Origin of the sequence: Roseibium sp. (assembly GCF_048260565.1) — a bacterium.
Lineage (GTDB): Bacteria > Pseudomonadota > Alphaproteobacteria > Rhizobiales > Stappiaceae > Roseibium.
In genome coordinates this window covers 51,566-74,857 of record NZ_JBLXGP010000010.1, presented here as the reverse complement: position 1 = coordinate 74,857, position 23,292 = coordinate 51,566, and the positions used below count along the sequence as shown (strand labels likewise).

Sequence of the window (23,292 nt, the reverse complement as noted above, 5' to 3'; positions counted from 1 at the left end):
AGAACCGGACCATGGCAAAGATCACCCTCGAAAATCTGGCGCATTCCTATCTGCCCCATCCCACAGGCGAGGACGACTACGCCCTGAAGGAAATGAACCACGTCTGGGGCGATGGCGAGGCCTATGCCCTGCTCGGCTCCTCCGGCTGCGGCAAGACCACCCTGCTCAACATCATTTCCGGGCTGCTGAAACCGAGCCAGGGCCGCATCCTGTTCAACGACACGGACGTGACCGCTGCGCCGACGGTGGCGCGCAACATCGCCCAGGTGTTCCAGTTCCCGGTCGTCTACGACACCATGACCGTGCGCCAGAACCTGGCTTTCCCGCTGAAGAACCGAGGCGCGGATGCTGCCTATGTCGCCAGCCGGGTGCAGCAGATCGCTGAGATGATCGGCATGGAGGCCGAACTCGACCACAAGGCCCGCGGCCTGACCGCCGACGCCAAGCAGAAAATCAGCCTCGGCCGCGGCATGGTCCGCGAAGACGTCAACGCGCTCCTGTTCGACGAGCCGCTGACGGTGATCGACCCGCACATGAAATGGGAGCTGCGCACCCAGCTGAAATCGCTCCACCGCGAATTCGGCCACACCATGATCTACGTGACCCACGACCAGACCGAGGCCCTGACCTTCGCCGACAAGGTGGTGGTCATGTACGACGGCCGTGTGGTTCAGATCGGAACGCCCGAAGAGCTGTTTATGACGCCGGAGCACACGTTCGTGGGCTATTTCATCGGCTCGCCCGGCATGAACGTCATACCCGCGCAGATCGAAGGCGACCGGGCCTATCTCAACGGCTCCTGGCTGCCGCTCGGCAAGGGATACGGCAAGCTCGAAGGCAAGGTCGAGATCGGCGTGCGTCCGGAATTCGCGCGCCTCTCCCAGAGCGAGGGCCTGCCGGTGAAGATCCGCCGGGTGGAGGACGTCGGCCGCCACAAGATCGTCCGGGCGGAGTTCTTCGGCAACGACATCAACATCATCGCTGAGGAAGACGAACACATCAGCGCGGACATGAACCGCATCAGCTTCGTGCCCGAACGGGTGAACGTCTATGCCGACGGCTGGCGTGTCGAAGGGGAGGCCGCGTGATGGAAAAGACCGTCAACCAGCGCGCCTGGTTCCTCGTCCTGCCGGTTCTGGCGCTCGTCGCCTTTTCCGCGGTGGTCCCGCTTATGACCGTGGTGAACTATTCCGTCCAGGACACGTTCGGCAACAACCAGTTCTTCTGGGCCGGACTCGAATGGTTCCGGGAACTGCTCGCAAGCGACCGCATGTGGGATGCGCTCGGGCGTCAGGCGGCCTTCTCGGCGATCATCCTGGCGATCGAGGTGCCGCTCGGCATTCTCGTGGCGCTGAACATGCCCAAGCGCGGCTTCTGGGCCTCGTTCTGCCTCGTCGTCATGTCGCTGCCGTTGCTCATTCCGTGGAACGTGGTCGGCACCATCTGGCAGATCTTCGGCCGCGTCGACATCGGCCTTCTGGGCTACACGCTGGAAGTGCTCGGCATTCCCTATAACTACACGCAAGACTTCTTTGCCGCCTGGGCGACCGTTGTGATCATGGATGTCTGGCACTGGACCTCGCTGATCGCGCTGCTCGCCTATGCCGGCCTGCAGTCCATTCCGGATGCCTATTACCAGGCCGCCAAGATCGACCAGGCGAGCCGCTGGAAAATCTTCCGGTACATCGAACTGCCGAAGATGCGCGGCGTTCTGATGATTGCCATCCTGCTGCGCTTCATGGACAGCTTCATGATCTACACCGAACCCTTCGTCGTCACCGGCGGCGGTCCCGGCAACTCGACGACCTTCCTGTCGATCGACCTCGTCAAGATGGCCCTTGGCCAGTTCGATCTCGGTCCGGCCGCTGCCTTCTCGATCATGTACTTCCTGGTGATCCTGCTGATTTCCTGGGTGTTCTACACCGTGATGACCAATCTCGACAAAGCGGAGCGCGTCTAATGACCGACGTTGCCGTCAGCCCCGCCGCCCCGCGCGGCCTCGCCCTGCCCGGGATAAACAGCAAGGCCGTCGTGATGACGCTTTACCTGCTGTTCCTGATGCTGCCGATCTACTGGCTTTTGAACATGAGCCTGAAGACCAATTCGGAGATCCTGTCGACCTTCTCGCTCTGGCCGCAGAACCTGACCTTCGCCAACTACGTGACGATCCTGACCGATCCGAGCTGGTACATGGGCTATGTCAATTCGCTGATCTACGTGGTCATGAACATGGTGATATCCGTGACTGTGGCCTTGCCGGCGGCCTACGCGTTCTCGCGCTATCATTTCATGGGCGACAAGCACCTGTTCTTCTGGCTCCTGACCAACCGCATGGCTCCGCCCGCGGTGTTCGCCCTGCCTTTCTTCCAGCTCTACAGCTCCATCGACCTGTTCGACACCCATATCGCCGTGGCGCTGGCCCACTGCCTGTTCAACGTGCCGCTGGCGGTGTGGATCCTGGAAGGTTTCATGCGCGGCGTGCCGAAGGAGATCGACGAGACCGCCTATATCGACGGCTACAGCTTCGGCCGCTTCTTCGTGAAGATCTTCATGCCGCTGATCGCTTCCGGCATCGGTGTCGCCGCCTTCTTCTGCTTCATGTTCAGCTGGGTGGAACTGCTGTTGAGCCGAACGCTGACCAGCGTCAACGCCAAGCCGATCGCCGCCACCATGACCCGCACCGTTTCCGCCTCCGGCCTCGATTGGGGCGTGCTGGCGGCTGCCGGCGTGCTCACCATCGTGCCCGGCGCGCTCGTCATCTATTTCGTCCGCAACTACATCGCCAAGGGCTTTGCCCTGGGGCGCGTGTAGCCGGACCCGGGAGGAGACAGACCCATGGAATGGATGGCCTGGACATATCCGACCGCGATTTTCTTCGCAGTCATCGCATTGCTGCTCGTCACCTTCACGGTGCTGGCGATCCGGTTTCCGGAAACGCCGCGGGTCGGCGTGCTCCGCATAGAGACGACCCGGGGGGACCGTCTCTTCATCACCTTGCTCGGCTCGGCCTTCATCAACCTGGCCTGGCTCGCACTTGTCGGCGTATCGCAACCCTATGCGCTGATCGTTTGCCTGATCTATGCCGCAGCGGTTTTCCGCTGGGTGTAGTTGAGGGGAAAAACCGGCGGTCCGGGGAAGACAACCCCTTGGCCCCGCATCAAAACCACAGTTTACACGTGGGAGGAAACTATGAACTTGCTACTGAAATCGACAACGGCGCTCGCGTTGAACCTCGGGGTACTCACCGGACCGGCCTTCGCCGGAATGGACGAGGCCAAACAGTTCCTGGACACGGAGATCGGCGATCTGTCGACGCTGTCGCGCGCCGACCAGGAAAAGGAAATGCAGTGGTTCGTGGATGCCGCCAAGCCGTTCGCCGGCATGGAAATCAAGGTGGTGTCGGAAACCATCACCACACATGAATACGAATCCAAGGTGCTGGCACCGGCCTTTACGGCCATCACCGGCATCAAGATCACCCACGACCTGATCGGCGAAGGCGACGTGGTCGAAAAACTGCAAACCCAGATGCAGTCGGGCGAAAACATCTACGACGCCTATATCAACGACAGCGACCTGATCGGCACCCACTGGCGCTACCAGCAGGCCCGCAACCTGACCGACTGGATGGCCGGCGAAGGCAAGGACGTGACCAACCCTGGGCTGGACGTGGCCGACTTCATCGGCACCAGCTTCACCACCGGTCCCGACGGCAAGCTCTACCAGCTGCCCGACCAGCAGTTCGCCAACCTCTACTGGTTTCGCTACGACTGGTTCACCGACCCGAAGATCAAAGCCGAGTTCAAGGACAAATACGGCTACGAACTGGGTGTTCCGGTGAACTGGTCGGCCTATGAGGACATCGCCGAGTTCTTCACCGGCAAGACCATCGACGGCCAGACCGTCTACGGCAACATGGACTACGGCAAGAAGGATCCGTCGCTCGGCTGGCGCTTCACCGATGCCTGGATGTCCATGGCCGGCATGGGTGACAAGGGCGAGCCGAACGGCCTGCCGGTCGACGAATGGGGTATCCGCGTCAACGACAAGTCCCAGCCGACCGGTTCCTGCGTGGCCCGCGGCGGCGCGACCAACTCTCCGGCAGCCGTCTATGCCATCGAGAAATACACCCAGTGGCTGGACAAGTACTCGCCACCGGCAGCAGCCGGCATGACCTTCTCCGAAGCCGGACCGATCCCCTCGCAGGGTGCGGTCGCCCAGCAGATGTTCTGGTACACCGCCTTTACCGCCGACATGGTGGGGGATGGCGCCAAGGCCGTTCTCAACGACGACGGCACGCCGAAGTGGCGCATGGCTCCGAGCCCGCACGGCGCCTACTGGGAAGAAGGCATGAAGGTCGGCTACCAGGACGCTGGTTCCTGGACGCTGATGGAATCGACCCCGGTCGACCGGGCCAAGGCCGCCTGGCTCTACGCCCAGTTCGTCGTCTCCAAGACGGTGGACGTGAAGAAGTCCCACGTGGGCCTCACCTTCATCCGCGAGAGCACCATCCAGGACAAGAGCTTCACCGAACGCGCACCGAAGCTCGGCGGTCTGGTCGAGTTCTACCGCTCGCCGGCCCGCGTCCGCTGGTCGCCGACCGGCACCAACGTTCCGGATTATCCGAAGCTCGCACAGCTGTGGTGGCAGAACATCGGCGATGCGTCGTCCGGTGCGAAGTCCGCCCAGGAAGCGCTCGACAGCCTGTGCCAGCAGCAGGAACGCGTCCTGCAGCGTCTGGAACGCGCCGGCGTCCAGGGTGACCTCGGTCCGAAGCTGAACGAGGAACAGGATCCGGAAGTCTGGCTCAGCCAGCCCGGCGCTCCGAAGCCGAAGCTGGCCAACGAAAAGCCGCAGCCGGTCACGGTCGACTACGACACGCTGATCGCCAGCTGGCAGAAGTAACCTCCCAGGCCGGGGCCTACGGGCCTCGGCCGCCCCGCTACGCCGGATCTTAAAACGAATTTAGATGACCCACATACTCGCGATCGACCAGGGCACGACCTCCAGCCGGGCCATCCTCTTCAATCAGGACATGAGGCCGGTCGCGTCGGCGCAGGAAGAATTCGCACAGCACTTTCCCTCCTCCGGCTGGGTCGAGCACGATCCCGCCGATCTCTGGAAAACCACAATCATCACCTGCAGCGATGCGCTTCAAATCGCAGGCGTCGCCCCTTCGGCCATCGCTGCCATCGGCATCACCAACCAGCGCGAAACCACCGTGGTCTGGGACAAGGCCTCAGGCCGTCCCGTCTATAACGCCATCGTCTGGCAGGATCGCCGCACCGCCGATTTCTGCCGCTCCCTGAAGGACGACGGCCACGAAGCAACCATCACCGCCAAAACGGGACTGCTGGCGGACCCCTATTTTTCCGGCACCAAGCTGAAATGGATCCTCGACACCGTTGACGGCGCCCGCGAGAAGGCCGCCCGCGGCGAGCTCCTGTTCGGCACCGTGGACAGCTGGCTGATCTGGCAGCTCACCGGCGGCAAGATGCATGCGACCGACGCCACCAATGCCGCCCGCACCATGCTCTATGACATTCACAAGGGCCGCTGGAGCGAGACGATCTGCGGCCTTTTCGACATCCCGATGGCCATGCTGCCGGAGGTGAAGGATTGCGGTGCCGACTATGGCATGACCGAGCCCGGCCTCTTCGGCCGTCCGATCCCGATCATGGGTGTCGCCGGCGACCAGCAGGCGGCCACCGTCGGCCAGGCCTGTTTCAAACCGGGCATGCTCAAATCGACCTATGGCACCGGGTGCTTTGCCCTGCTCAACACCGGCGACACGGCGGTCTCCTCGCAGAACCGGCTCTTGACCACCATCGCCTATCAGCTCGACGGCAAGCCGACCTACGCGCTTGAAGGCTCGATCTTCGTGGCCGGTGCGGTCGTGCAATGGCTGCGCGACGGATTGAAGATCATCCAGAACGCCGCCGACACCCACAGCCTTGCCGATGCCGCCGACCCGAGCCAGAACGTGATCCTCGTTCCCGCCTTCGTCGGTCTCGGCGCGCCTTACTGGAACCCGACCTGCCGCGGCGCCATGTTCGGCCTGACACGCAACACCGGGCCTGCCGAGTTCGCCCGCGCCGCCCTGCAAAGCGTCGGCTTCCAGACCCGCGATCTTCTCGAGGCGATGAGCGCCGACTGGGACAGTTCATCGGACGTTGAACAGACACTGCGCGTCGACGGCGGCATGACCGGATCGGACTGGGCCATGCAGTTCCTGGCCGATATCCTCGGTGTTCCGGTGGACCGGCCGGTCATCACCGAAACGACGGCGCTCGGGGCCGCCTGGCTGGCGGGTCAGCAGGCGGGCGTCTATCCGGGACAGGACGACTTTGCCCGCAATTGGCAACTGGAACGGACCTTTGAACCCGAAATGGAAGCGAAAGACCGCGAACGCGCCTATGCCGCCTGGAAACGTGCGGTCGAGGCGACCTTGAGCGTATAATACGCATCTTCAAAGATAGGTGCGTTCCTCAATCGGCCTCTGCTTGATCTGCTCCAGAAGCAGGTCGAGCATGGCCGTTTCGGCACGGTTCATCTTGGCCTTCGGGTTCCACACCACGTGAACGTCGATCTCCGGCAGGTTTTCGTAGGGCGGCAGTTGCCACAGCATGCCGTCCTCCACATCCCGCCGAACCACATGCACCGGCAGCGGACCGATGCCAAGGCCGGCCAGAATCATCCGCCGCACTTCCTCCAGATTGGCGGAAGTGCCCACCACCCGGTCATCCAGGTCCGCTTCCGCGCGCATCAGGGTCACCGGCCTCAGCGCATCCTCCAGCCGGTCGGTGACGAAACTGACCGAAGACTGGCCGGCAAGGTCGGCCTTGGTCAGATCGGAGCGGCCGAACAAAGGATGGGACGGACCGCAGAACAGGCCGAAGAACTCGCGGAACAGGCGCGTATATTCCAGCTTCGGGTTCCGGGTCCGAACGAGGCAGACGGCAAGCGAGGCCCGCCGCCCCATGACCGCTTCCAGCGCATCCTTGCTCGCGGACACGTTGATGGAAATGGTCGCCGCCGGATGCATCTGGTGGAATTGCCGGAGCGTTTCGTCGAACAACGGACTGACCACGTGGCTGGCCATGGCAATATCGACGTGGCCACGAACCTCGTCGGACACATCCCGCATCAGCGTGCCGAGCCGCAGGATCGCACCCTGGATGTCGACGGCCTCCTTGTGGAGCAGCCGGCCGGCTTCCGTCAGTTCGAAATGACCCGGGGAGCGGTTGATCAGCCGCTTGCCGATCCGTTCCTCGAGACGCTTGAGGGCGCTGGAAACAGTTGGCTGCTTGAGCCGGAGCCGGTCGGCGGCCTCCGTCACGCTGCTGGACCGCGCCAGAACGATGAAGGTTCTCAAGAGGTTCCAGTCCAGGTCCCGGGCAAGCCGTTCCGGATGGAGAGGTTTTGGGAGTGAGGCCATAGATCAGATCTATAGTTACAATTTCAATTATCTATTTGTTCTATGAAGCGTCTCTTGTCACGGTCCCGTCAAGGTAATTTTGACGAGGGAGGCGGCGATGGGTATCGAGGCGCGCGAAAGACGCCAGCCATGGATCCTGCTGGCGCCTGCGCTGACATCGGTCACACTGCTCCTGTTCGTGCCCCTCGCCTTCATCGTGGTCTATTCGTTCTGGCTCAGAACGGCGACCGGAGCCGATCAGGTCGGCTTCTATCTTGACAACTGGCAGGAAGCGCTCGGCGACCCGTTCTACCGGGACATCCTGTTCAGCACGCTCCGGATCGCCGCGATCACTACGATCGTCTGCGCGCTCATGGGTTATCCGGCCGCCTATTTCATCGCACGCTCAAGGGGCAACAAGGCCATCCTGCTCTTGATGCTCATGCTGCCGTTCTGGATCAGCTACATCATCCGCACCATGTCCTGGATCAACATCCTGGGCGTCTCCGGCGCCCTGAACTGGCTGCTGCAGACGCTCGGCATCATCGGCGAACCGATCCAGATGCTCTACAACGAGACCACCGTCATCCTGGGGCTGGTGCATTTCCTGCTGCCCTTCATGATCCTCAACGTCTATGTGGCGCTGGAGGGGATCGACATCTCCCTGGAAGACGCGGCCTGTTCGCTCGGCTCCACCCGCTGGCAAAGCTTTCTGGAAGTAACTCTGCCGCTGTCGTTACCCGGCCTCGCGGCGGGCGGCTTGCTCTGTTTCGTCCTGAGTGCGGGCACCTACATCACGCCGCTGGTGCTCGGCGGGCCGCGTAACGCCATGTTCGCCAATCTGGTGTTCGAGGCTGTGATCACCCAGCTCAACTGGCCGCTCGGCTCCGCGCTCTCGCTCATGTTGCTCGCGATCCTGGGCGGGCTGGTCCTGATCTACAACCACTTCCTTGGAATGGCGCAACTGATGAAGGGGCTCGGCTGATGGGTTGGTTTCTGATCCGCGGATGGGCGCTGCTCGTCTATATCTTCATGTTCCTGCCCGTGGCGGTCGTGGTGCTGTTAAGCTTCAACGCCAGCCAGTTCGGCAGCTTTCCGATGACCGGGTTTTCCTTCCACTGGTTCGTCGAGCTCGCCAACAACGACGCGATCCTGAGAGCCTTCGAAACCTCCCTCATCCTGGGCGCACTCACCGCGCTGGTTTCGACGACCCTCGGCGTGCTCGCCAGCCTCGCCCTCATCCGCTACCGGGTTCCTGGATCCAACCTGATCTCCACCATTCTGATCGCACCGATCCTGGTGCCGGAAGTGGTGCTGGCTGTCGCCCTGCTTCTGTTTCTCAACGCCCTGTCGCTCAACAAGAGCTTCCTTCTGCTCCTCATGGGACATGTGATCTTCACCATGCCCTTCGTGATCCTGGTCGTTCAGGCCCGTCTCGTCGGCATCCGCCGGGACTACGAGGAAGCGGCGATCAGCCTGGGCGCGCCTCCGGTCCAGGCCTTCTTCCGGATCACGCTGCCGCTGCTGGCGCCGGCCGTCTTCGCCGGCATGCTCTTCGCCTTCACCATCAGCTTCGACGACATCACCGGCACCCTGTTCTGGAAGCCCGGCGGCGTCGAAACCGTACCGACCCAGATCTTCGCCATGCTGCGCAATTCCATCTCGCCCGAAATCAACGCGCTCGGGTCAGTGATGATTTTCCTGACCGTCGGCCTGCCGCTTCTCGGCATGGCGGTCGCCCGGCGCATGGCCCTTCAGCGCGGCAGCTAGAACCGCGCGCAACGCACACAACGAAACTCCAGAAAACCAACCGGAATTGGGGACTAAAATGGACAACACGAAACGTTACGAACGCCTTCGGGAACGCTATCTGAACGGCGACCTGGACCGCCGCAAGTTCTTGGGATTGATCGGCGCCGCCGGCCTCGCCTATGGCGTACACACGCCCTTCGCCCGCCAGGCGCTGGCGGCAACCGAACAGGTCCGTTTCGACGGCTGGGGCGGCGTCGTCTCCGAAGCCTTCCGTAAATACGCCTTCGATCCCTACACCAAGAAGACCGGTATCAACGTCGTCGACGGCACCTTCGGCGGTGGCGACGAATATCTCTCCCGCGTCAAGGCAAGCCAGCCGGGCGAATACAACATCGCCCACCTCTCCGGCGTCTTCGACTATGCGCGCTATCACAATCTCGGCCTGTCTTCGAAACTCAACGAAGACAACATCCCGAACCTGAAATTCGTCATTCCGAAACTGGTCGAGGTGTTCCGCGAAGTAACAGATGGGTCTCTCTCCTGCGTACCCTACGACTACGGCACCACGGGTCTTGCCTATAACCGCAAGTACATCTCCGACGACGAAATGAAGGAGAAAGGCGCCAAGATCCTGCTCGACGAAAAGTACAAGGGCAAGATCGCCGGCTGGAGCGACTGGCGCACCCGCATCTGGTACGCCTCCCTGCAGACCGGCCAGGATCCCAACGGCGCGACCGACATGGACGCGATCTGGGATGCCATCCGCACCCACCGGGATCTCTCCCTGAAATACTGGACCTCCGGCGCGGAACTGATGAGCCTTCTTGCCGAAGAGGAAATCTATGTCACCGAAGGCTGGTCCGGCCGCATCTACGCGCTGCAGGAACAGGGCCACGATATCGGCTACATGGATCCGCCCAACGGCTTCGGCTGGCAGGAGTGCCTGTTCGTCATCAAGGGCTCCCCGATGGAAGCCTGCGAGGAACTTCTGAACTTCATGCTGGCGCCGGAAACCTCCATCGCCGTGGCCGAAGGCCAGAACTATCCGCCCGCGCTCGACCCGACCAAGGTCGATCTCGGCAAGAAGATCCCGACCCTGCCGGCCTTCGATCCGAAAGGCACCCTGGACGGGCTCACCTTCGCCAAGCCGGATTACTGGAACGGACATGAGCAGGAATGGTCGAAGATGTTCGGCCGTATCCAGAAGGGCTACTAAGGTCCCGACTATTTGCCTGAAAACTTGGCCTCCCGTTTACCCGCCAGAAGCGGGAGGCCATTTTCCCCACAATGCGGAGAACGCTTGTGAGTGCTGTATCCCTGACCAATATCGTGAAACGCTTCGGCAAGGTGACCGCGGTTCACCGGATGTCCATGGACATTTCCGACGGCAGTTTCGTCACCCTGCTCGGCCCCTCCGGCTGCGGCAAGACCACCACCTTGCGCATGATCGCCGGCCTGCTCGATCCGACCGAGGGTGACATCACCATCAAGGGCAAGCGGATCAACGACGTTCCGATCCACAAGCGCAATCTCGGGCTGGTGTTCCAGAACTACGCCCTGTTTCCGCACAAGACCGTGGCAGAGAACGTCGCCTTCGGCCTGAAATACCGTTCAGTCTCAAAGGCCGACGCGCAGAAGAAGGTGCGCGACGCGCTGGACCTGGTGCAGCTGCCCCATGTGGGCGACCGCTATCCGAAGGAACTCTCCGGCGGCCAGCAGCAACGCATCGCCCTGGCCCGGGCGATCGTGATCGAGCCGGACGTGCTCCTCCTCGACGAGCCGCTGTCGGCGCTCGATGCCAATCTGCGCGAGGACATGCGCGTGGAACTGAAGCGCATCCAGCACCAGATCGGCGTTACCACAGTCTTCGTCACCCACGACCAGTCCGAGGCGCTTGCCATGTCCGACAAGCTCGTCGTTATGTCGAACGGCGTCGTCGAACAGGTCGGCGCGCCGGAAGAGGTCTACAACACGCCCGCGAGTGAATTCGTCGCGAAGTTTCTTGGCACGTCCAACATCCTCGACGGACGCTGCACCGGCCTCGACGCTTCCACCGTTGCGCTCGATGTCAACGGCATCGGAGCGATCCAGGTGCCGCGGGACCGCGCACCGCATCTTTCCGCCGAAGGCTCCGCAAAACTGGTGCTCAGGGCCGAAAAACTGATCGTGGCCTCTTCCAATGCGCCCAAAGATGATCGAATAGATCTCTCCGGCACCGTTGAAGCCGTCGATTATCAGGGACAGGCGGCGCGCTATTTCCTGCGGATCGGCGACCACCGGCTCCAGGCCATCAACATGATCGACGAGCACCCCTTTTCCGAAGGGGAAACCGTCAGCCTTCGCTTCAGGCCACGCGACTGCGCGGCGCTTCCGGAAACCACCCAATGAGCAAAACCGGCAAATCCCATCTCTTCTACCAGAGCCGCCTGCGGCGCCCCACGCTGGACCAGGCCCGCGGCGTCTACATGTGGGACGTGGACGGCAAGCGTTATCTGGACGGCTCGTCCGGCGCGATGGTGTGCAACATCGGCCATTCCAATCCGAACGTTCTGGAAGCCATGCGCCGCCAGATGGAAAAGTCGACCTTCGGCTACCGGCTGCATTTCGAGACCGAACCGGCGGAAAGGCTCGCGGAGAAGACCGCCTCGCTGGCGCCGGAAGGCATGGAGAAGGTGTTCTTCGTCTCCGGCGGCTCGGAAGCGGTGGAGAGCGCGATCAAGCTCGCCCGGCAGAACGCGATCGCGACCGGCGAAAGCCAGCGCTACAAGGTCATCTCCCGCTATCCCAGCTATCACGGCTGCACCCTGGGCGCGCTCGCGCTCACCGGTTATGCGCCGCTCGCCGCGCCTTTCGATCCGATGATGCAGCCGATGCCGAAGATCCCCGCACCCCGCGCCTATCTCGATCGGCTGGACCCGGAAGACGAGGCGACCGGCCGTCATTATGCCGACATGCTGGAGGAGCGCATCCTGGCCGAAGGTCCGGAAACGGTGCTCGCCTTTATCGTCGAGCCGGTCGGCGGCGCCTCGACCGGCGCGCTGGTGCCGCCGGCCGGCTACATGAAACGCATCCGCGAGATCTGCACCCGGTACGGCGTGCTGCTCATCCATGACGAAGTCATGTCCGGCGGTGGCCGGACGGGCAAGTTCTTCGCCGCCGAACATTGGGACGTGGCGCCGGATATTCTGGTGATCTCGAAAGGCTTTGCCGCCGGCTACGCCCCGCTCGGCGCCATGGTGGCAAGCGACCGGATCGTGGAGAACGTGCTCAACGACGGCGGCTTCCTGCATGGCTTCACCTATGCCGGCAATCCGCTTGCCTGCGCGGCTGGCATGGCCGTTCTGGAGGAAATCGAGCGCGAGGGCATGGTGGAAAATGCGGCCCGTGCGGGAGACGAACTCAAGGCCGGCCTTGAAAGCCTGATGGCGAAATATCCCGTCATCGGCGACGTCCGCGGCAAGGGCCTGCTGCTTGCCTTCGAACTGGTCAGCGATCCGGAAACCCTGAAACCCCTGCCGCGCGAGTTGAACGCCTATAACACCCTGGTCGACATTGCCTACGACAAGGGGCTGATCATCTATTCGCGCCGGACCCGCGGCGGCTACGAGGGCGACCACTTCCTGGTCTGCCCGCCCATGATCGCCACCAGCGCCCATGTGGGCGAAATCATCGAAACCCTCGACGCGTCGCTTGCCGAGTTCCTGGAAACGGTTGTCGACCGCCGGCTGCAGGCCGGCTGACCGGAATAAGATAAATGACAAACAAGATCATCATCACCTGTGCCATCACGGGCTCCATCCACACGCCCACAATGTCACCCTACCTTCCGGTGACCGGACCGGAGATCGCCGGCCAGGCAATGGGGGCGGCGGAAGCGGGGGCGGCGATCCTGCATCTGCATGCCCGCGATCCGGAGACCGGTCGGCCATCGGCAAAGACCGAACATTTCATGGCCTTTCTGCCGGTGATCAAGCAGGGCTCCGACGCCGTGCTTAACATCAGCACCGGTGGCAGCGCGGTCATGACGCTCGACGAACGCCTCGCCGCCCCCACGAAGGCCGAACCGGAAATGTGTTCCCTGAACATGGGCTCGATGAACTTCGCGCTCTATCCCATGGCGGCCCGCTACGACGACTGGAAGTACGACTGGGAAAAGCCGTTTCTGGAAGGTTCTGACGATCTGGTCTTCAAGAACACGCCGCGCGATATCGCGACGATCCTGGGCAGGCTCGGCCAGGAACGCGGCGCGCGGTTCGAGTTCGAATGCTATGACGTCAGCCATCTCTACATGCTGCGCCATTTCGCCGACCGGGGCCTGGTCAAGGCGCCGTTCTTCATCCAGTTCGTCTTCGGCGTGCTCGGCGGTATCGGCGCGGATCCGGAGAACCTGCAGCACATGAAACGGATCGCCGACAAGCTGTTCGGCGACGATTACATGTTCTCCGTGCTGGCCGCCGGCCGGCAGCAGATCCCCTTCGCGACCATGGCCGCCGCCATGGGCGGTCACGTCCGCGTCGGTCTGGAAGACAGCGTCTTTATCGGCAAGGGCGAGCTGGCCCGGTCCAATGCGGAACAGGTGACCAAGATACGGGAAATCGTGGAACGGCTCGGTCGCGAGGTCGCGACGCCGGGTGACGCGCGCGATCTGCTCGGTCTGAAAGGCGCCGACAGGACGGCTTTTTAAGTGAGCGACGCATTTTCAATCCGGCGCGCCGAAAAGGCGGACGCGGAAAAGCTGAACGCGGCCCTGATGCGCCTGTCGGAAGACATCGGCGATGATCACGGCGCCTCGACGGAGGACCTGATCCGGCACGGCTTCGGCCCGTCGTCCGCGTTCCATGCGCTGCTCGCGGAAAACGCAGACGGGACGGTCGTCGGCGTCATCGTCTATTCGCCGGTCTTCTCCACGGTCCGGGCGTCCGCCGGCCTTTATGTCTCCGATCTCTGGGTTTCCGGAGAAACGCGCGGCAGTGGCCTGGGCAAACGGCTGCTTTCGGCTGCGCTTCAAGCCGCCCCGAAGGACTGGACCGTCGGCTTTCTCAAGCTCGCCGTTTATAACGACAACCCGTCTGCGCGCGCCTTTTACGACCGGCTCGGCTTCTCCCACGATCCGAACGAGACCTATCTGTCGCTGGCCGGTTCCGCACTGGAAGAACTGAAGGGAACACCATGAAAGCCATTTTCGACGAGCGGCAATGGGTCCACGATCCCAAGCATTTCATGGCCAACGGCACGCTTTATCCGAACCCGGAACAGCCGCGCCGTATCGAGGTCCTGCAGGACGGTGCGGGGAAGGCCGGCTGTTCCTTCCAGGCGCCGGACGATCATGGCCTCGGCCCGATCGCCGCCCTTCACTCCGCCGAATACCTCGTCTTCCTGGAGACGATCCACACCCGCTGGAGCCGGATCGACGGCGCATCCGACGAAGTCATCCCCAATGTCCATCCCGACCGGCGAACGGCAAGCTACCCCCGCTCCGCCGTCGGACAGGCCGGCTTTCACCAGGCCGATACCTCCTGCCCGATCGCGGCCGGCACCTGGCAGGCCGCCTACTGGTCGGCGCAAAGCGCCCTCTCTGGCGCGGATCTCGTCCATGGCGGCGAACAGGCGGTCTATGTGCTGAGCCGCCCGCCCGGCCATCATGCTTTCGGCGATCTGGCCGGCGGCTTCTGTTTCCTGAACAACTCCGGCATCGCAGCCGAACACCTGCGCAAGCTCGGGCACCGGCCCGCGATCCTCGACGTGGACGTTCACCACGGCAACGGCACGCAAGGCATCTTCTACGAACGCGACGACGTTCTGACCGTCTCGATCCACGCCGATCCGATCCGCTTCTATCCCTTTTACTGGGGCCATGCCCATGAGCGCGGCGAGGGCGCCGGCCGCGGCTACAATCTCAACCTGCCGCTGCCACGCGGCACCGGCGACGACGCCTATCTGAAAACCCTAGACACGGCCTTCTCCCACATCCGCGCCTTTGGCGCCGACGCGGTCGTCGTTGCCCTCGGTCTCGATGCTTATGAGAACGATCCGTTGAAGGGCCTGGGTATCACCACCCCCGGCTTTGCCCGGATCGGGGCCGCCATTGCAAAACTCGGTCTGCCGGTTCTCTTCGTCCAGGAAGGCGGGTATCTGTCGGACGAACTCGGGCACAATCTCACAAGCGTTCTGAACGGTTATAAAAGCGCATGAGCGAGAAGGCGGATTTCATCGTTATCGGCGGCGGCATTGCCGGAATGGGCGCGGCCGCCCGGCTTGCTCCTTCTGCCAAAGTGATCCTTTTGGAAATGGAGGACGCACCGGGCCGTCATTCCACCGGCCGCTCGGCGGCAATCTTCATCCGCAACTACGGCAACCGGACGCTGCGTGCCCTGAACGCCGCCTCCGAACCGGTGTTGAAGGAACCGGAAGGCATATCCGACGAAAGCCTGCTGACTCCGCGCGGGGAACTCCTGATCGCCACGGAGGACGAACTCGCAAGTTTCGACAGCTACCTGGATGGCGCGGAAGGCATGGAGCGCATTTCCGCGCAGGACGCCGTAGACCTCTTCCCCCTGCTGCGCCCCGAACCAATCGCGGCTGCCGCCATCGAACGGGCCGCGCAGGACATCGATGTCGACCGGCTGCTGCAGGGCTTCGCCCGCATCGCCCGGCACAACGGCGCGAAGATCGTCACCGACGCACCGGTCTCCGCCCTCACCCGGTCCGGAACCACCTGGACGGCCGAAACGCCGGCGGGCACTTTTGAAGCCCCGGTCGTCATCAACGCCGCCGGCGCCTGGGCCGACGTGATCGCCGGCCTCGCCGGCGTCGACAAGGTCGGTCTTGTGCCCATGCGCCGCTCCGCCGCGATCCTGCCCGTGCCGGCTGGCGTGGACGTCACCCGCTGGCCGCTGGTCGCAAGCGCATCGGAAAACTGGTACGCGAAACCGGATGCCGGAAAGCTGATGGTTTCGCCCGCCGACGAGGATCCGGTCGAGCCGCACGACGCCTGGCCGGACGACATGGTGCTGGCGGAAGGCCTCTACCGTTTCGAGCAGGCGGTTACCATGCCGGTCACCCGGGTGGAACGAAGCTGGGCAGGCCTGCGCAGTTTCGTGGCCGACCGGACGCCGGTTGTGGGCTTTGCACAAAAGACTTCCGGCTTCTTCTGGCTGGCCGGACAGGGCGGCTACGGCGTTCAGACCGCACCGGCACTTTCTCAATTGACCGCGGACCTGTGCCTGGGCCGCTCCTCGCCTCTTGAAGAAGACGTCATCAAGGCCCTTGATCCGAGCCGCTTTGCCTGATCCTCTCCCCGCATTGAATCACTACAAGGAACACATCATGTCCGACATCACCCGCCTCGACTCCGGCCCGCGCATGAGCCAGGCCGTCGTTCACGGCAATACCGTCTACCTCGCCGGCCAGGTCGGCGCGCCGGGGGAAAGCGTGACCGCGCAGACCCAGGCCATCCTGAAGAACATCGAGGACCTTCTCGCCCGTTGCGGAACCGACAAGTCCAGGATCCTGCAGACGACCATCTGGCTCGATTCCATGGCCGACTTCGCCGAAATGAACGCGGTCTGGGACGCCTGGGTCGACCCGGCCAACCCGCCGACCCGCGCCTGTGGCGAATCCAAACTGGCAACGCCGGACTACAAGGTCGAGATCATCATCGTCGCCGCAAAGTAAGCCGCGACGGAAAGGGTTTTATGCAAGACCGGGTGGCTTTCGGGTCACCCGGTCTTGTTTTGTTGACAGACACCACAAACCTCAATCCGATCGGACCCGGCATTTTTCCGCCTGCCCACCGGCCTGCTGTTTAGTCCACGTCCAGCCTAACCGCAGCACGAATTTCCCGCCTGAATCGGTGGACATGGTACCGTTCCATACGAGCAAAAGACGCAGCAATCGCTCGGCCTGGGTTTGAGAACTGCGCCACAGGACCTGCATTCATAAAACCATTGGCATGCATCTGTGGGCATCGTTTCGATGGCAACGTGCCCGCATTCGGGGCAGGTAATCGTACTTTCAAGCTTTGATTTCAGATCAGCCATTTTTCACATCAGCGTAATTGGAAAATCATTGATACGGGCTTCGTTGAAAACGATAACCCGCGCGCACGCCGTCAGAATGGAACGGACTATCCAATGCTGACAGCTCTTATGGTGCACCAGTCTTAGTTTCCAATTGCGGCAATGGTCGGCACGGGGTCACGGACTTGGCCGAACCATGATTTTTTCCGCTTGCGCGCCGGCCTGCGCTTTGCTCCAATAGACCTGTTTTATCGGTACGCTTTTTCGAGCAGGGGTTGCTCTGCAAATTTTAACATTTTCAGATAGCTGGCCTTTTTCGCCGTCTAATGGTCCACTCTGATTAAAATCCTCCGCAAGTCATCGGGATCTGGCGGGTGAGCGGTTTTGTACCCAATGGGTTTTCGTCAGAACGGACAGGCAGAAGAAAGAACTGACCGTGTTGATCAAAGCAGTCTTTGCCGCAAGCGCATTGTTTTATCTCAGCCTCTCCGCCGAGGCGCTTGAAATCTACCGTAACAGTCAACGCTACGACATTTCAGCGAGCCTTCCCTCCGGTGCGTCTTTCAGGGAAGAGGGCGTCGACCGGAAGTTCGAGATCGGCGGCGTCAGCGGCAATCTCCGGCTGATCCAGGACAGCTATAACGACTGCACCGCCCTCATCGACGAGAGGCAGCGGAACTGGGTCAAATACGGCTTCAGCGAAGCCACCGACCGGCATGCGAGTTCCAACGAATGCGCGATCACGATCCACAATCCGGCAAGCGGCGAGACAGTCAGTTCCTTCTACATCCGCATCGATGCCTGTGATTGTTACTCGGCACTGCATTTCCGCTTCCAGGAAAAGGACCGGCCGGATTTCGTCGACGCCGCACCGTCGATTGTCGCGAGCGTCCGCCGGAACAACAGCGGGCCCGCCGGCCCGGCTGTCGCCGCGACCGCGAGCGCCTCAAGCTCCGGTGGCTTGGCGCCCAAACCTGTCGCGCAGGTAAACGGCCCCCGGGCTTCGGCACGGGACGTTATCGGCAGAATCACCTCGGCGCTGACCTCTCTCTCCTGCCTGCCCGTTGCCGAGGACACGAACGAAGAGGCCTCCCGCGCCTTGCTGACACTGTCTGCATGGACGGGAAGAAAAATCGACGACCTGGCTCGCGATGCCGGCGTCTCGCAATTGGGTTCGCGTATCAATTATGATTTTCCGTCCGGCGACCCCGGAAATCTCGATCTGGTCGAAGCCGTACTCTCGGCCAATGACAGGGCCGTCACCAGGCTGGAAAGCGACATCGAGACCCATGGCGCAAGCCTGTGCGGTGTCCTGTCCTTCGCGCTCGCAGACCGGATCGATACGCTCTACGATCAGCAGAAATCCTTCAACTCCGTCTACCACGGTTATCTGAAGGCGGCGCAAAAACTGGTCGTCATGAACCAGTGTGCGAGCGGCGAACCGGATGGCGCCTTCGGCCCGTCCAGCAGAAAAAGCTGGAACAAATTGCTTGCTGCCCTCGGTAGACCGCCAATGAGCGGGGCCTTCACCCCGACCATCAGCGACCTGATCGAGGTCGCAGCCGTTCCGGTAGCGGATGCGGCCTGCGGTTCCGGCACCGCAGGGTCACCGGGTAGCCGAGTTGCCGTTCTGCCGTTCCTCTTCAGTGACGGTTTCGATTTCGGCGGCTGGCTCGCAAAACGCACACCGGCACTCGAAGCGGCAATGGACCAAATGGCGGCCGCCGGCCAGTGGACCTCCTTCCAGCAGCAGCTTGCACGGGAGGTAATAGGCAGGAGTTACGGACAAAGCGACGGCGATGTTGCGGAGAAGCTGGCGCGGCTCTTTGCGCAAGGGATCGGCGTTGCCGCGAACAAGCAGGCCGCCGAATTCTGGCAGGCAAAGGCAGCTCGCGATCCCTCCCCATACCAGCGCTACGTCACGGCGATCGAAACCGGCGACGGCATCGAACAACTGACCAAGGAGCTGATCCGGGCCTATGCATCGACGGAAACCTATCAGTCGAAAACGGTCTCCGGCCCGATGCTCGTCGACAGCACGCTTGCCCTGACCCTGGACCGCAGGACCGGCCTGGCCCGATTTGCGCATCTGGTGATGAAATACCCCGAAGCGCTGCGGATCGTGGCCGAAACCGCCCCGGCTGAAGTTCAATACATGCTTGCGGAGCGCCTGCTCGATGGCGCGAGCATTCTGGGAAAGGGAACCGGCGAGGCCCAGGTCCTGCTTGAAGCAGCAGCTCCGACGCTGCCCTATGCCGCCGCGCATCTGGCTTTCATGCTGAGCTACGGCAACGGCGGGACCGCCGATCCGTCCCATATCCGGGACCTTCTCCGCTCCGCCGCCGACAGAAGCGATCCTTTCGCGCTCTACCAACTGGCCCGGCAGGCGGAACAGGACCGGCCCGAAGCGCCCGATGAGGCCTTGAAATGGTACGAACGCCTCTTTGCCCAGGACACAGGTGAATATTCGCCCTTCGCAGGATCCGATCTGGTCGCCAACAGGATCATGGCCGGCAGCCTTGCGCTCGCGAGCCCCAAGGGCAAAAAGCTGATCGAGGGTCTGGCAAAACGGAAGGAAGACTTCGCCGGACTGCTGGCAAGCCTCTACCTCTGCGCCGATTGCGGTGGCGCCATCGACTACGCCGAGGCGGCCAAGTGGCTGCGCATCATGCGCGACGCCAAGGTGAAGCAGTCGAGTGTCGTTCTTTACCGCCTGCTTCAGAAATTCCCCGAACTGGCGGAAAGCAAAAATGAAGCAATCGCCGGCCTTGTCCGCGCCAATACCGACGAGAACGGCAAGATCGCCCTTGGATGGGATGCGGATGTCGCCGCCTATCTTGCATTGGGTCTGGAGACCGGCAAGGCCAAGCTCAAGGCGGAGCAACTGCCCGCGTTCATGGAAAGCGTGCTCGACCGCCTGTGCCAGCCGCGGGAAAACGGTCCCACATACTGCGAAGAAGCGGCCCAGTTTTTGGCATCAGGCGCCTTCGGCACCAACCTGGTCGCGCTCGGCCTGAGGCGTCTGGAGGAAATGGACTCCGTTGCGCTCACCGACGCGCTGGCCGCTTACGGCGATTTCAAAGGCGCGCTGGAACGCGGCCTGCGGGCGGAGAAGAACCTGCGGCTGCAGACCTCCACCGTGATTTCCCGCGCCTCGTCCGGACAGGACGGCTTGCGCCTCAACCCGGACGATCTGCGCGCTCCGACCCTGCGCCGCCTTATCGCCCGACGCGATCCGTCCGACATGTCCACCCTGCCGAAAGGCTTCACCGAATACCTCGGCATGCTGGCGCGAAACGGCGACACCCAGGCGCGCGATTATCTGCGCCTGATTGCAACGCCACCCGTCGCACCGGTTGCCGTTGAACCTGACATTGCCGCCACGAAGGCAACCTTCGAAACCGTGAAGGCACGCGGCGGCCTCAGCATGTCGCTGGTCAACGCGGCCCGGGTTTACTCCTCCGCTCTGCAGGCGTCCGGCGACACGGATCAATCCCTCGAGCTGGAACTGACCGCCCTGGCGGCCGAACGGCAGCTCGACCAGGTCGTCGGCCTTGGGGCCGGGCCGCTTCAGGGCAAGCTGACCACCGTGTGCCATCTGTCCAGGGCCAGCGAACGCGCCTTCGGCCTCGGCAGCGACGGCATCGCCCTAGTTCTGGCAAAGGATGCGATCAACGAACTTCAGGAAATCCGCAGGAACCTTTCGGCGATCCCGGAACGCCTGCAGGGCTGCTTCCGTGATCTCGTCGCCGACAACTACCGCTGGCTCGCCGATCTTCTGGTGCGCCAGAACCGGCTGAGCGAGGCTGAGCTCGTGCTGTCGCTGCTGAAGGATTTCGAAGCCTTCCAGTTTGCCGGCCGTGACACCGACTTCACCGGAGATTCGTTCCGCCAGTTGCCCTATTCGGCCGCCGAGCAGGAGCTGAAGAACGCCCTCGATGCCCTGCAACTGCCGACCGTGACGGATGTCCGTCAAAGGGAGGAACTGCTTGCCAAGGAGCAGCTTCAGGGCCTCACCCAGGCCGAAGCCGCCCGGCTTGCCGATATCCAGGCCCGCCTTCAGGCGGCCGAAGGCGCATATCAAAGCGGCCTGAAACGGATCATCAAGGCGGCCGCAAACCTGAAAGGCAACGCCGATCCGGTGGCGGAACTCGCCGAAACGGAATCGATCCAGAAAACCCTTCTGGGCAAGCTGAAGGAAAAGGCCGTCGCGATCCATTACCTGGTCATGCCGGATCGCCTCAACATCATCCTGACCACGGCCACCGATCGCAAGAGCGTCACGGTCAGGACCTGGAACGGCGCTCCGTTCACCGAAGCCGCGCTGAACGAAAAGCTGGAGGAATACCATGCTGTTGTGAGCGACCCCGGATACGATCCGAAGAAGCGGAGCCGGCAGCTCTATGACCTGCTTGTCGCACCGCTGGAAAAGGACCTGAAGGCAGCCGGCCCGGACATGCTGCTCGTCTCGCTGGACAAGCGCCTCAGGTACCTGCCCTACCAGAGCCTTTATGACGGCGATGAATACCTGATCGAGCGCTACTCGGTTTCCCTTCTGACCAGCAGCGAAAGCGAGATCTCGGGCAAGAAGACCGTAGACGTCCCCTTCGCCGGCCTCGGCATGACCCAGGAGACGGAAAACTTCCTTGCCCTGCCGGGCGTAGCGGTCGAGTTGGACGGGATCGTCAAGGGCGACAACAATTTCGGCCTGTTCGACGGTGAGGTCTACATGGACAAGGCGTTCGACAAGCCGGCGCTGGTCCAGTCGCTCCGGATCGGCGAAAAGGCCCGCTCCGGACTGGGCGTCGTCCATATTTCATCGCACTTCAGCCTCGGCGACAGCGACAAGGAGTCTTTTCTGCTGCTTGGAACCGGCGAGCATCTGAGCCTCGCCGACATCAAGAACGATCCGAAGGATTTCAGTTTCGACCATGTTGAATTGCTGACACTGTCCGCCTGTGAAACCGGACGGGCAAACCCGGACAGGGACGGGCGGGAAATCGAGAGCCTTGCCAAGATCACCGGAGACCGGGGCGCAAAGTCGACGATCGCCAGCCTCTGGCCCGTGGCCGACAGCTCGACGGCGATCCTGATGCAACGCTTCTATGAGCTGCGCGAGCTCGGCGACATGTCGAAGGCGCAGGCCCTTGCCATGGTGCAGCGGGAGTTCATCCATGGTGAGGTTGGCAGCCAGGCGAACCTCACTAGGCGGAGCGTGGTCTACGAGACCGCGCAACGGTTCAATGAAAATTTCCGGGAAACACCCGACGGCCTGGATCCCGGCTTCTCCCACCCCGCCTACTGGGCACCCTTCGTATTGACCGGAAACTGGCGATGACCCGAATTTCAATGATGAAATCCGCTCTGATTCCCCTTGCCACGGCGGTCATGACGGGCAGTCTCTTCTGTTCCGGAACGGCCCTTGCCGGCGACGCGCCCGGCATCATGGCCAAGACCGGCCAATGCTACGGGGCGTCCTATTCCCGCAAGGACGGGCCTGTGAAGGACTTGCGCATTTCCTTTCGACGGTCAGTCTCAGACGAAAACGGCACGAACACTTTCGTCGACTTCCAGCTCAGCCAATGGGATGTCCCGAACGACGTTTACGGCTTCACCGCCAATTGCACCGCCGACGGCGGCGAGATCGTCTGCGGCATCGAATGCGACGGCGGCCGCCTCCGGCTTCAGATGGCGAAAGACGGCCGTCTTTTCGCCGAAGCCGTCGGTCTGCGCTATGATCTGACCCGGGGACCGGACACATTGCTGCCCCCGGTCATGGATGCGGATGGCCTCACGCTGAGCAGCATTTACGCGCTGACGCCCATCGGCAAGCCGGGAGAGGCGTGCGAAGTGTCCCCGCAACAGACCTTCGTGGCACTTCAGGCGGGCGACCTGTCGCCGCGGGTGAAGATCCTCGAAACCAAGCTCAACAGCCTCGGCCACTTTCTTCAGTTTCCAAACATGGTCTTCGACAAAACCACCACGAAGGCAGTCGAGTCCTTCCAGGGCCAGTACAACATTCCGGTGACCGGTGTGGTGGACCGCCGCACCGCCGAGACCATCGAAAGCGCGGCCCTGATCAGCGCGGGTGGTTGCTGACGGATC

20 protein-coding genes are annotated in these 23,292 nt (G+C 62.4%); 18 read left to right on the top strand and 2 right to left on the bottom strand.

The window, feature by feature from the left end; all coding sequences use genetic code 11:
• Nucleotides 1-11 precede the first annotated feature (11 nt).
• The 6 genes from ACN0SO_RS19155 (at nucleotide 12) to glpK (ending at nucleotide 6,460) form a co-directional block, all read left to right on the top strand.
• Complete coding sequence (locus ACN0SO_RS19155; protein ID WP_417680330.1) at nucleotides 12-1,088, top strand: ABC transporter ATP-binding protein; 1,077 nt, start codon at nucleotides 12-14, stop codon at nucleotides 1,086-1,088.
• Nucleotides 1,088-1,960, top strand: a complete 873-nt coding sequence (locus tag ACN0SO_RS19150) for a carbohydrate ABC transporter permease (RefSeq protein ID WP_417680329.1) — start codon at nucleotides 1,088-1,090, stop codon at nucleotides 1,958-1,960. Before ACN0SO_RS19155 ends, ACN0SO_RS19150 begins: the two co-directional genes overlap by 1 nt.
• Nucleotides 1,961-2,034: 74 nt before the next feature.
• Nucleotides 2,035-2,811, top strand: coding sequence for a carbohydrate ABC transporter permease (locus ACN0SO_RS19145; RefSeq protein WP_417680426.1), 777 nt, complete (start codon nucleotides 2,035-2,037; stop codon nucleotides 2,809-2,811).
• A gap of 24 nt (nucleotides 2,812-2,835) precedes the next feature.
• A complete protein-coding gene (locus ACN0SO_RS19140; RefSeq protein ID WP_346911355.1) occupies nucleotides 2,836-3,108 on the top strand; it encodes a DUF2160 domain-containing protein in 273 nt (90 codons plus the stop codon).
• A gap of 81 nt (nucleotides 3,109-3,189) precedes the next feature.
• On the top strand, nucleotides 3,190-4,905 hold the full coding sequence (locus ACN0SO_RS19135) for an ABC transporter substrate-binding protein (protein WP_417680328.1): 1,716 nt from the start codon (nucleotides 3,190-3,192) through the stop codon (nucleotides 4,903-4,905).
• A 64-nt stretch (nucleotides 4,906-4,969) separates the two neighbouring features.
• Nucleotides 4,970-6,460 carry a glycerol kinase GlpK gene (gene glpK, locus ACN0SO_RS19130; RefSeq protein WP_417680327.1) on the top strand — a complete coding sequence of 497 codons (1,491 nt, stop codon included), beginning with the start codon at nucleotides 4,970-4,972 and terminating at the stop codon, nucleotides 6,458-6,460.
• 9 nt (nucleotides 6,461-6,469) lie between these two features.
• On the opposite strand, the gene ACN0SO_RS19125 is transcribed toward glpK, so the two are convergent.
• The gene (locus ACN0SO_RS19125) at nucleotides 6,470-7,438 is read right to left on the bottom strand and encodes a LysR family transcriptional regulator (RefSeq protein WP_417680326.1); all 969 of its coding nucleotides are present in this window, start codon (nucleotides 7,436-7,438) and stop codon (nucleotides 6,470-6,472) included.
• A 97-nt stretch (nucleotides 7,439-7,535) separates the two neighbouring features.
• Between ACN0SO_RS19125 and ACN0SO_RS19120 the strand changes: the two genes are divergently transcribed.
• The 10 genes from ACN0SO_RS19120 (at nucleotide 7,536) to ACN0SO_RS19075 (ending at nucleotide 16,843) form a co-directional block, all read left to right on the top strand.
• The gene (locus ACN0SO_RS19120; protein ID WP_417680325.1) at nucleotides 7,536-8,402 is read left to right on the top strand and encodes an ABC transporter permease; all 867 of its coding nucleotides are present in this window, start codon (nucleotides 7,536-7,538) and stop codon (nucleotides 8,400-8,402) included.
• Nucleotides 8,402-9,187 carry an ABC transporter permease gene (locus tag ACN0SO_RS19115; protein ID WP_417680324.1) on the top strand — a complete coding sequence of 262 codons (786 nt, stop codon included), beginning with the start codon at nucleotides 8,402-8,404 and terminating at the stop codon, nucleotides 9,185-9,187. The genes ACN0SO_RS19120 and ACN0SO_RS19115 overlap by 1 nt, the downstream gene beginning before the upstream one ends.
• A 58-nt stretch (nucleotides 9,188-9,245) precedes the next feature.
• Nucleotides 9,246-10,385 carry an extracellular solute-binding protein gene (locus ACN0SO_RS19110; protein WP_417680323.1) on the top strand — a complete coding sequence of 380 codons (1,140 nt, stop codon included), beginning with the start codon at nucleotides 9,246-9,248 and terminating at the stop codon, nucleotides 10,383-10,385.
• Nucleotides 10,386-10,471: 86 nt separating this feature from the next.
• Nucleotides 10,472-11,557, top strand: coding sequence for an ABC transporter ATP-binding protein (locus ACN0SO_RS19105; RefSeq protein WP_417680322.1), 1,086 nt, complete (start codon nucleotides 10,472-10,474; stop codon nucleotides 11,555-11,557).
• On the top strand, nucleotides 11,554-12,909 hold the full coding sequence (locus ACN0SO_RS19100) for an aspartate aminotransferase family protein (protein WP_417680321.1): 1,356 nt from the start codon (nucleotides 11,554-11,556) through the stop codon (nucleotides 12,907-12,909). The genes ACN0SO_RS19105 and ACN0SO_RS19100 overlap by 4 nt, the downstream gene beginning before the upstream one ends.
• Nucleotides 12,910-12,923: 14 nt before the next feature.
• Nucleotides 12,924-13,853: a 3-keto-5-aminohexanoate cleavage protein gene (locus ACN0SO_RS19095; protein WP_417680320.1), complete on the top strand. Its 930-nt coding sequence runs from the start codon at nucleotides 12,924-12,926 to the stop codon at nucleotides 13,851-13,853.
• Nucleotides 13,854-14,342: a GNAT family N-acetyltransferase gene (locus ACN0SO_RS19090; protein ID WP_417680319.1), complete on the top strand. Its 489-nt coding sequence runs from the start codon at nucleotides 13,854-13,856 to the stop codon at nucleotides 14,340-14,342. It begins immediately after the preceding gene.
• Nucleotides 14,339-15,361, top strand: coding sequence for a histone deacetylase family protein (locus ACN0SO_RS19085; RefSeq protein WP_417680318.1), 1,023 nt, complete (start codon nucleotides 14,339-14,341; stop codon nucleotides 15,359-15,361). The genes ACN0SO_RS19090 and ACN0SO_RS19085 overlap by 4 nt, the downstream gene beginning before the upstream one ends.
• Nucleotides 15,358-16,458 (top strand): NAD(P)/FAD-dependent oxidoreductase, encoded by a 1,101-nt coding sequence (locus ACN0SO_RS19080; RefSeq protein ID WP_417680317.1) that lies wholly within the window; start codon nucleotides 15,358-15,360, stop codon nucleotides 16,456-16,458. The genes ACN0SO_RS19085 and ACN0SO_RS19080 overlap by 4 nt, the downstream gene beginning before the upstream one ends.
• A 37-nt stretch (nucleotides 16,459-16,495) precedes the next feature.
• Nucleotides 16,496-16,843: a RidA family protein gene (locus tag ACN0SO_RS19075; RefSeq protein ID WP_417680316.1), complete on the top strand. Its 348-nt coding sequence runs from the start codon at nucleotides 16,496-16,498 to the stop codon at nucleotides 16,841-16,843.
• Nucleotides 16,844-16,989: 146 nt separating this feature from the next.
• Here ACN0SO_RS19075 and ACN0SO_RS19070 read toward each other — a convergent pair whose 3' ends face one another.
• Entirely contained in the window at nucleotides 16,990-17,208 is a 219-nt protein-coding gene (locus tag ACN0SO_RS19070; RefSeq protein WP_417680315.1) for a GDCCVxC domain-containing (seleno)protein, read from the bottom strand.
• A gap of 415 nt (nucleotides 17,209-17,623) precedes the next feature.
• Here ACN0SO_RS19070 and ACN0SO_RS19065 point away from each other — a divergent pair, with 415 nt between their 5' ends.
• Both ACN0SO_RS19065 and ACN0SO_RS19060 read left to right on the top strand, forming a co-directional pair.
• Nucleotides 17,624-22,525, top strand: a complete 4,902-nt coding sequence (locus ACN0SO_RS19065; RefSeq protein ID WP_417680314.1) for a CHAT domain-containing protein — start codon at nucleotides 17,624-17,626, stop codon at nucleotides 22,523-22,525.
• Nucleotides 22,522-23,286, top strand: a complete 765-nt coding sequence (locus ACN0SO_RS19060) for a peptidoglycan-binding domain-containing protein (protein ID WP_417680313.1) — start codon at nucleotides 22,522-22,524, stop codon at nucleotides 23,284-23,286. The genes ACN0SO_RS19065 and ACN0SO_RS19060 overlap by 4 nt, the downstream gene beginning before the upstream one ends.
• Nucleotides 23,287-23,292: the final 6 nt, after the last annotated feature.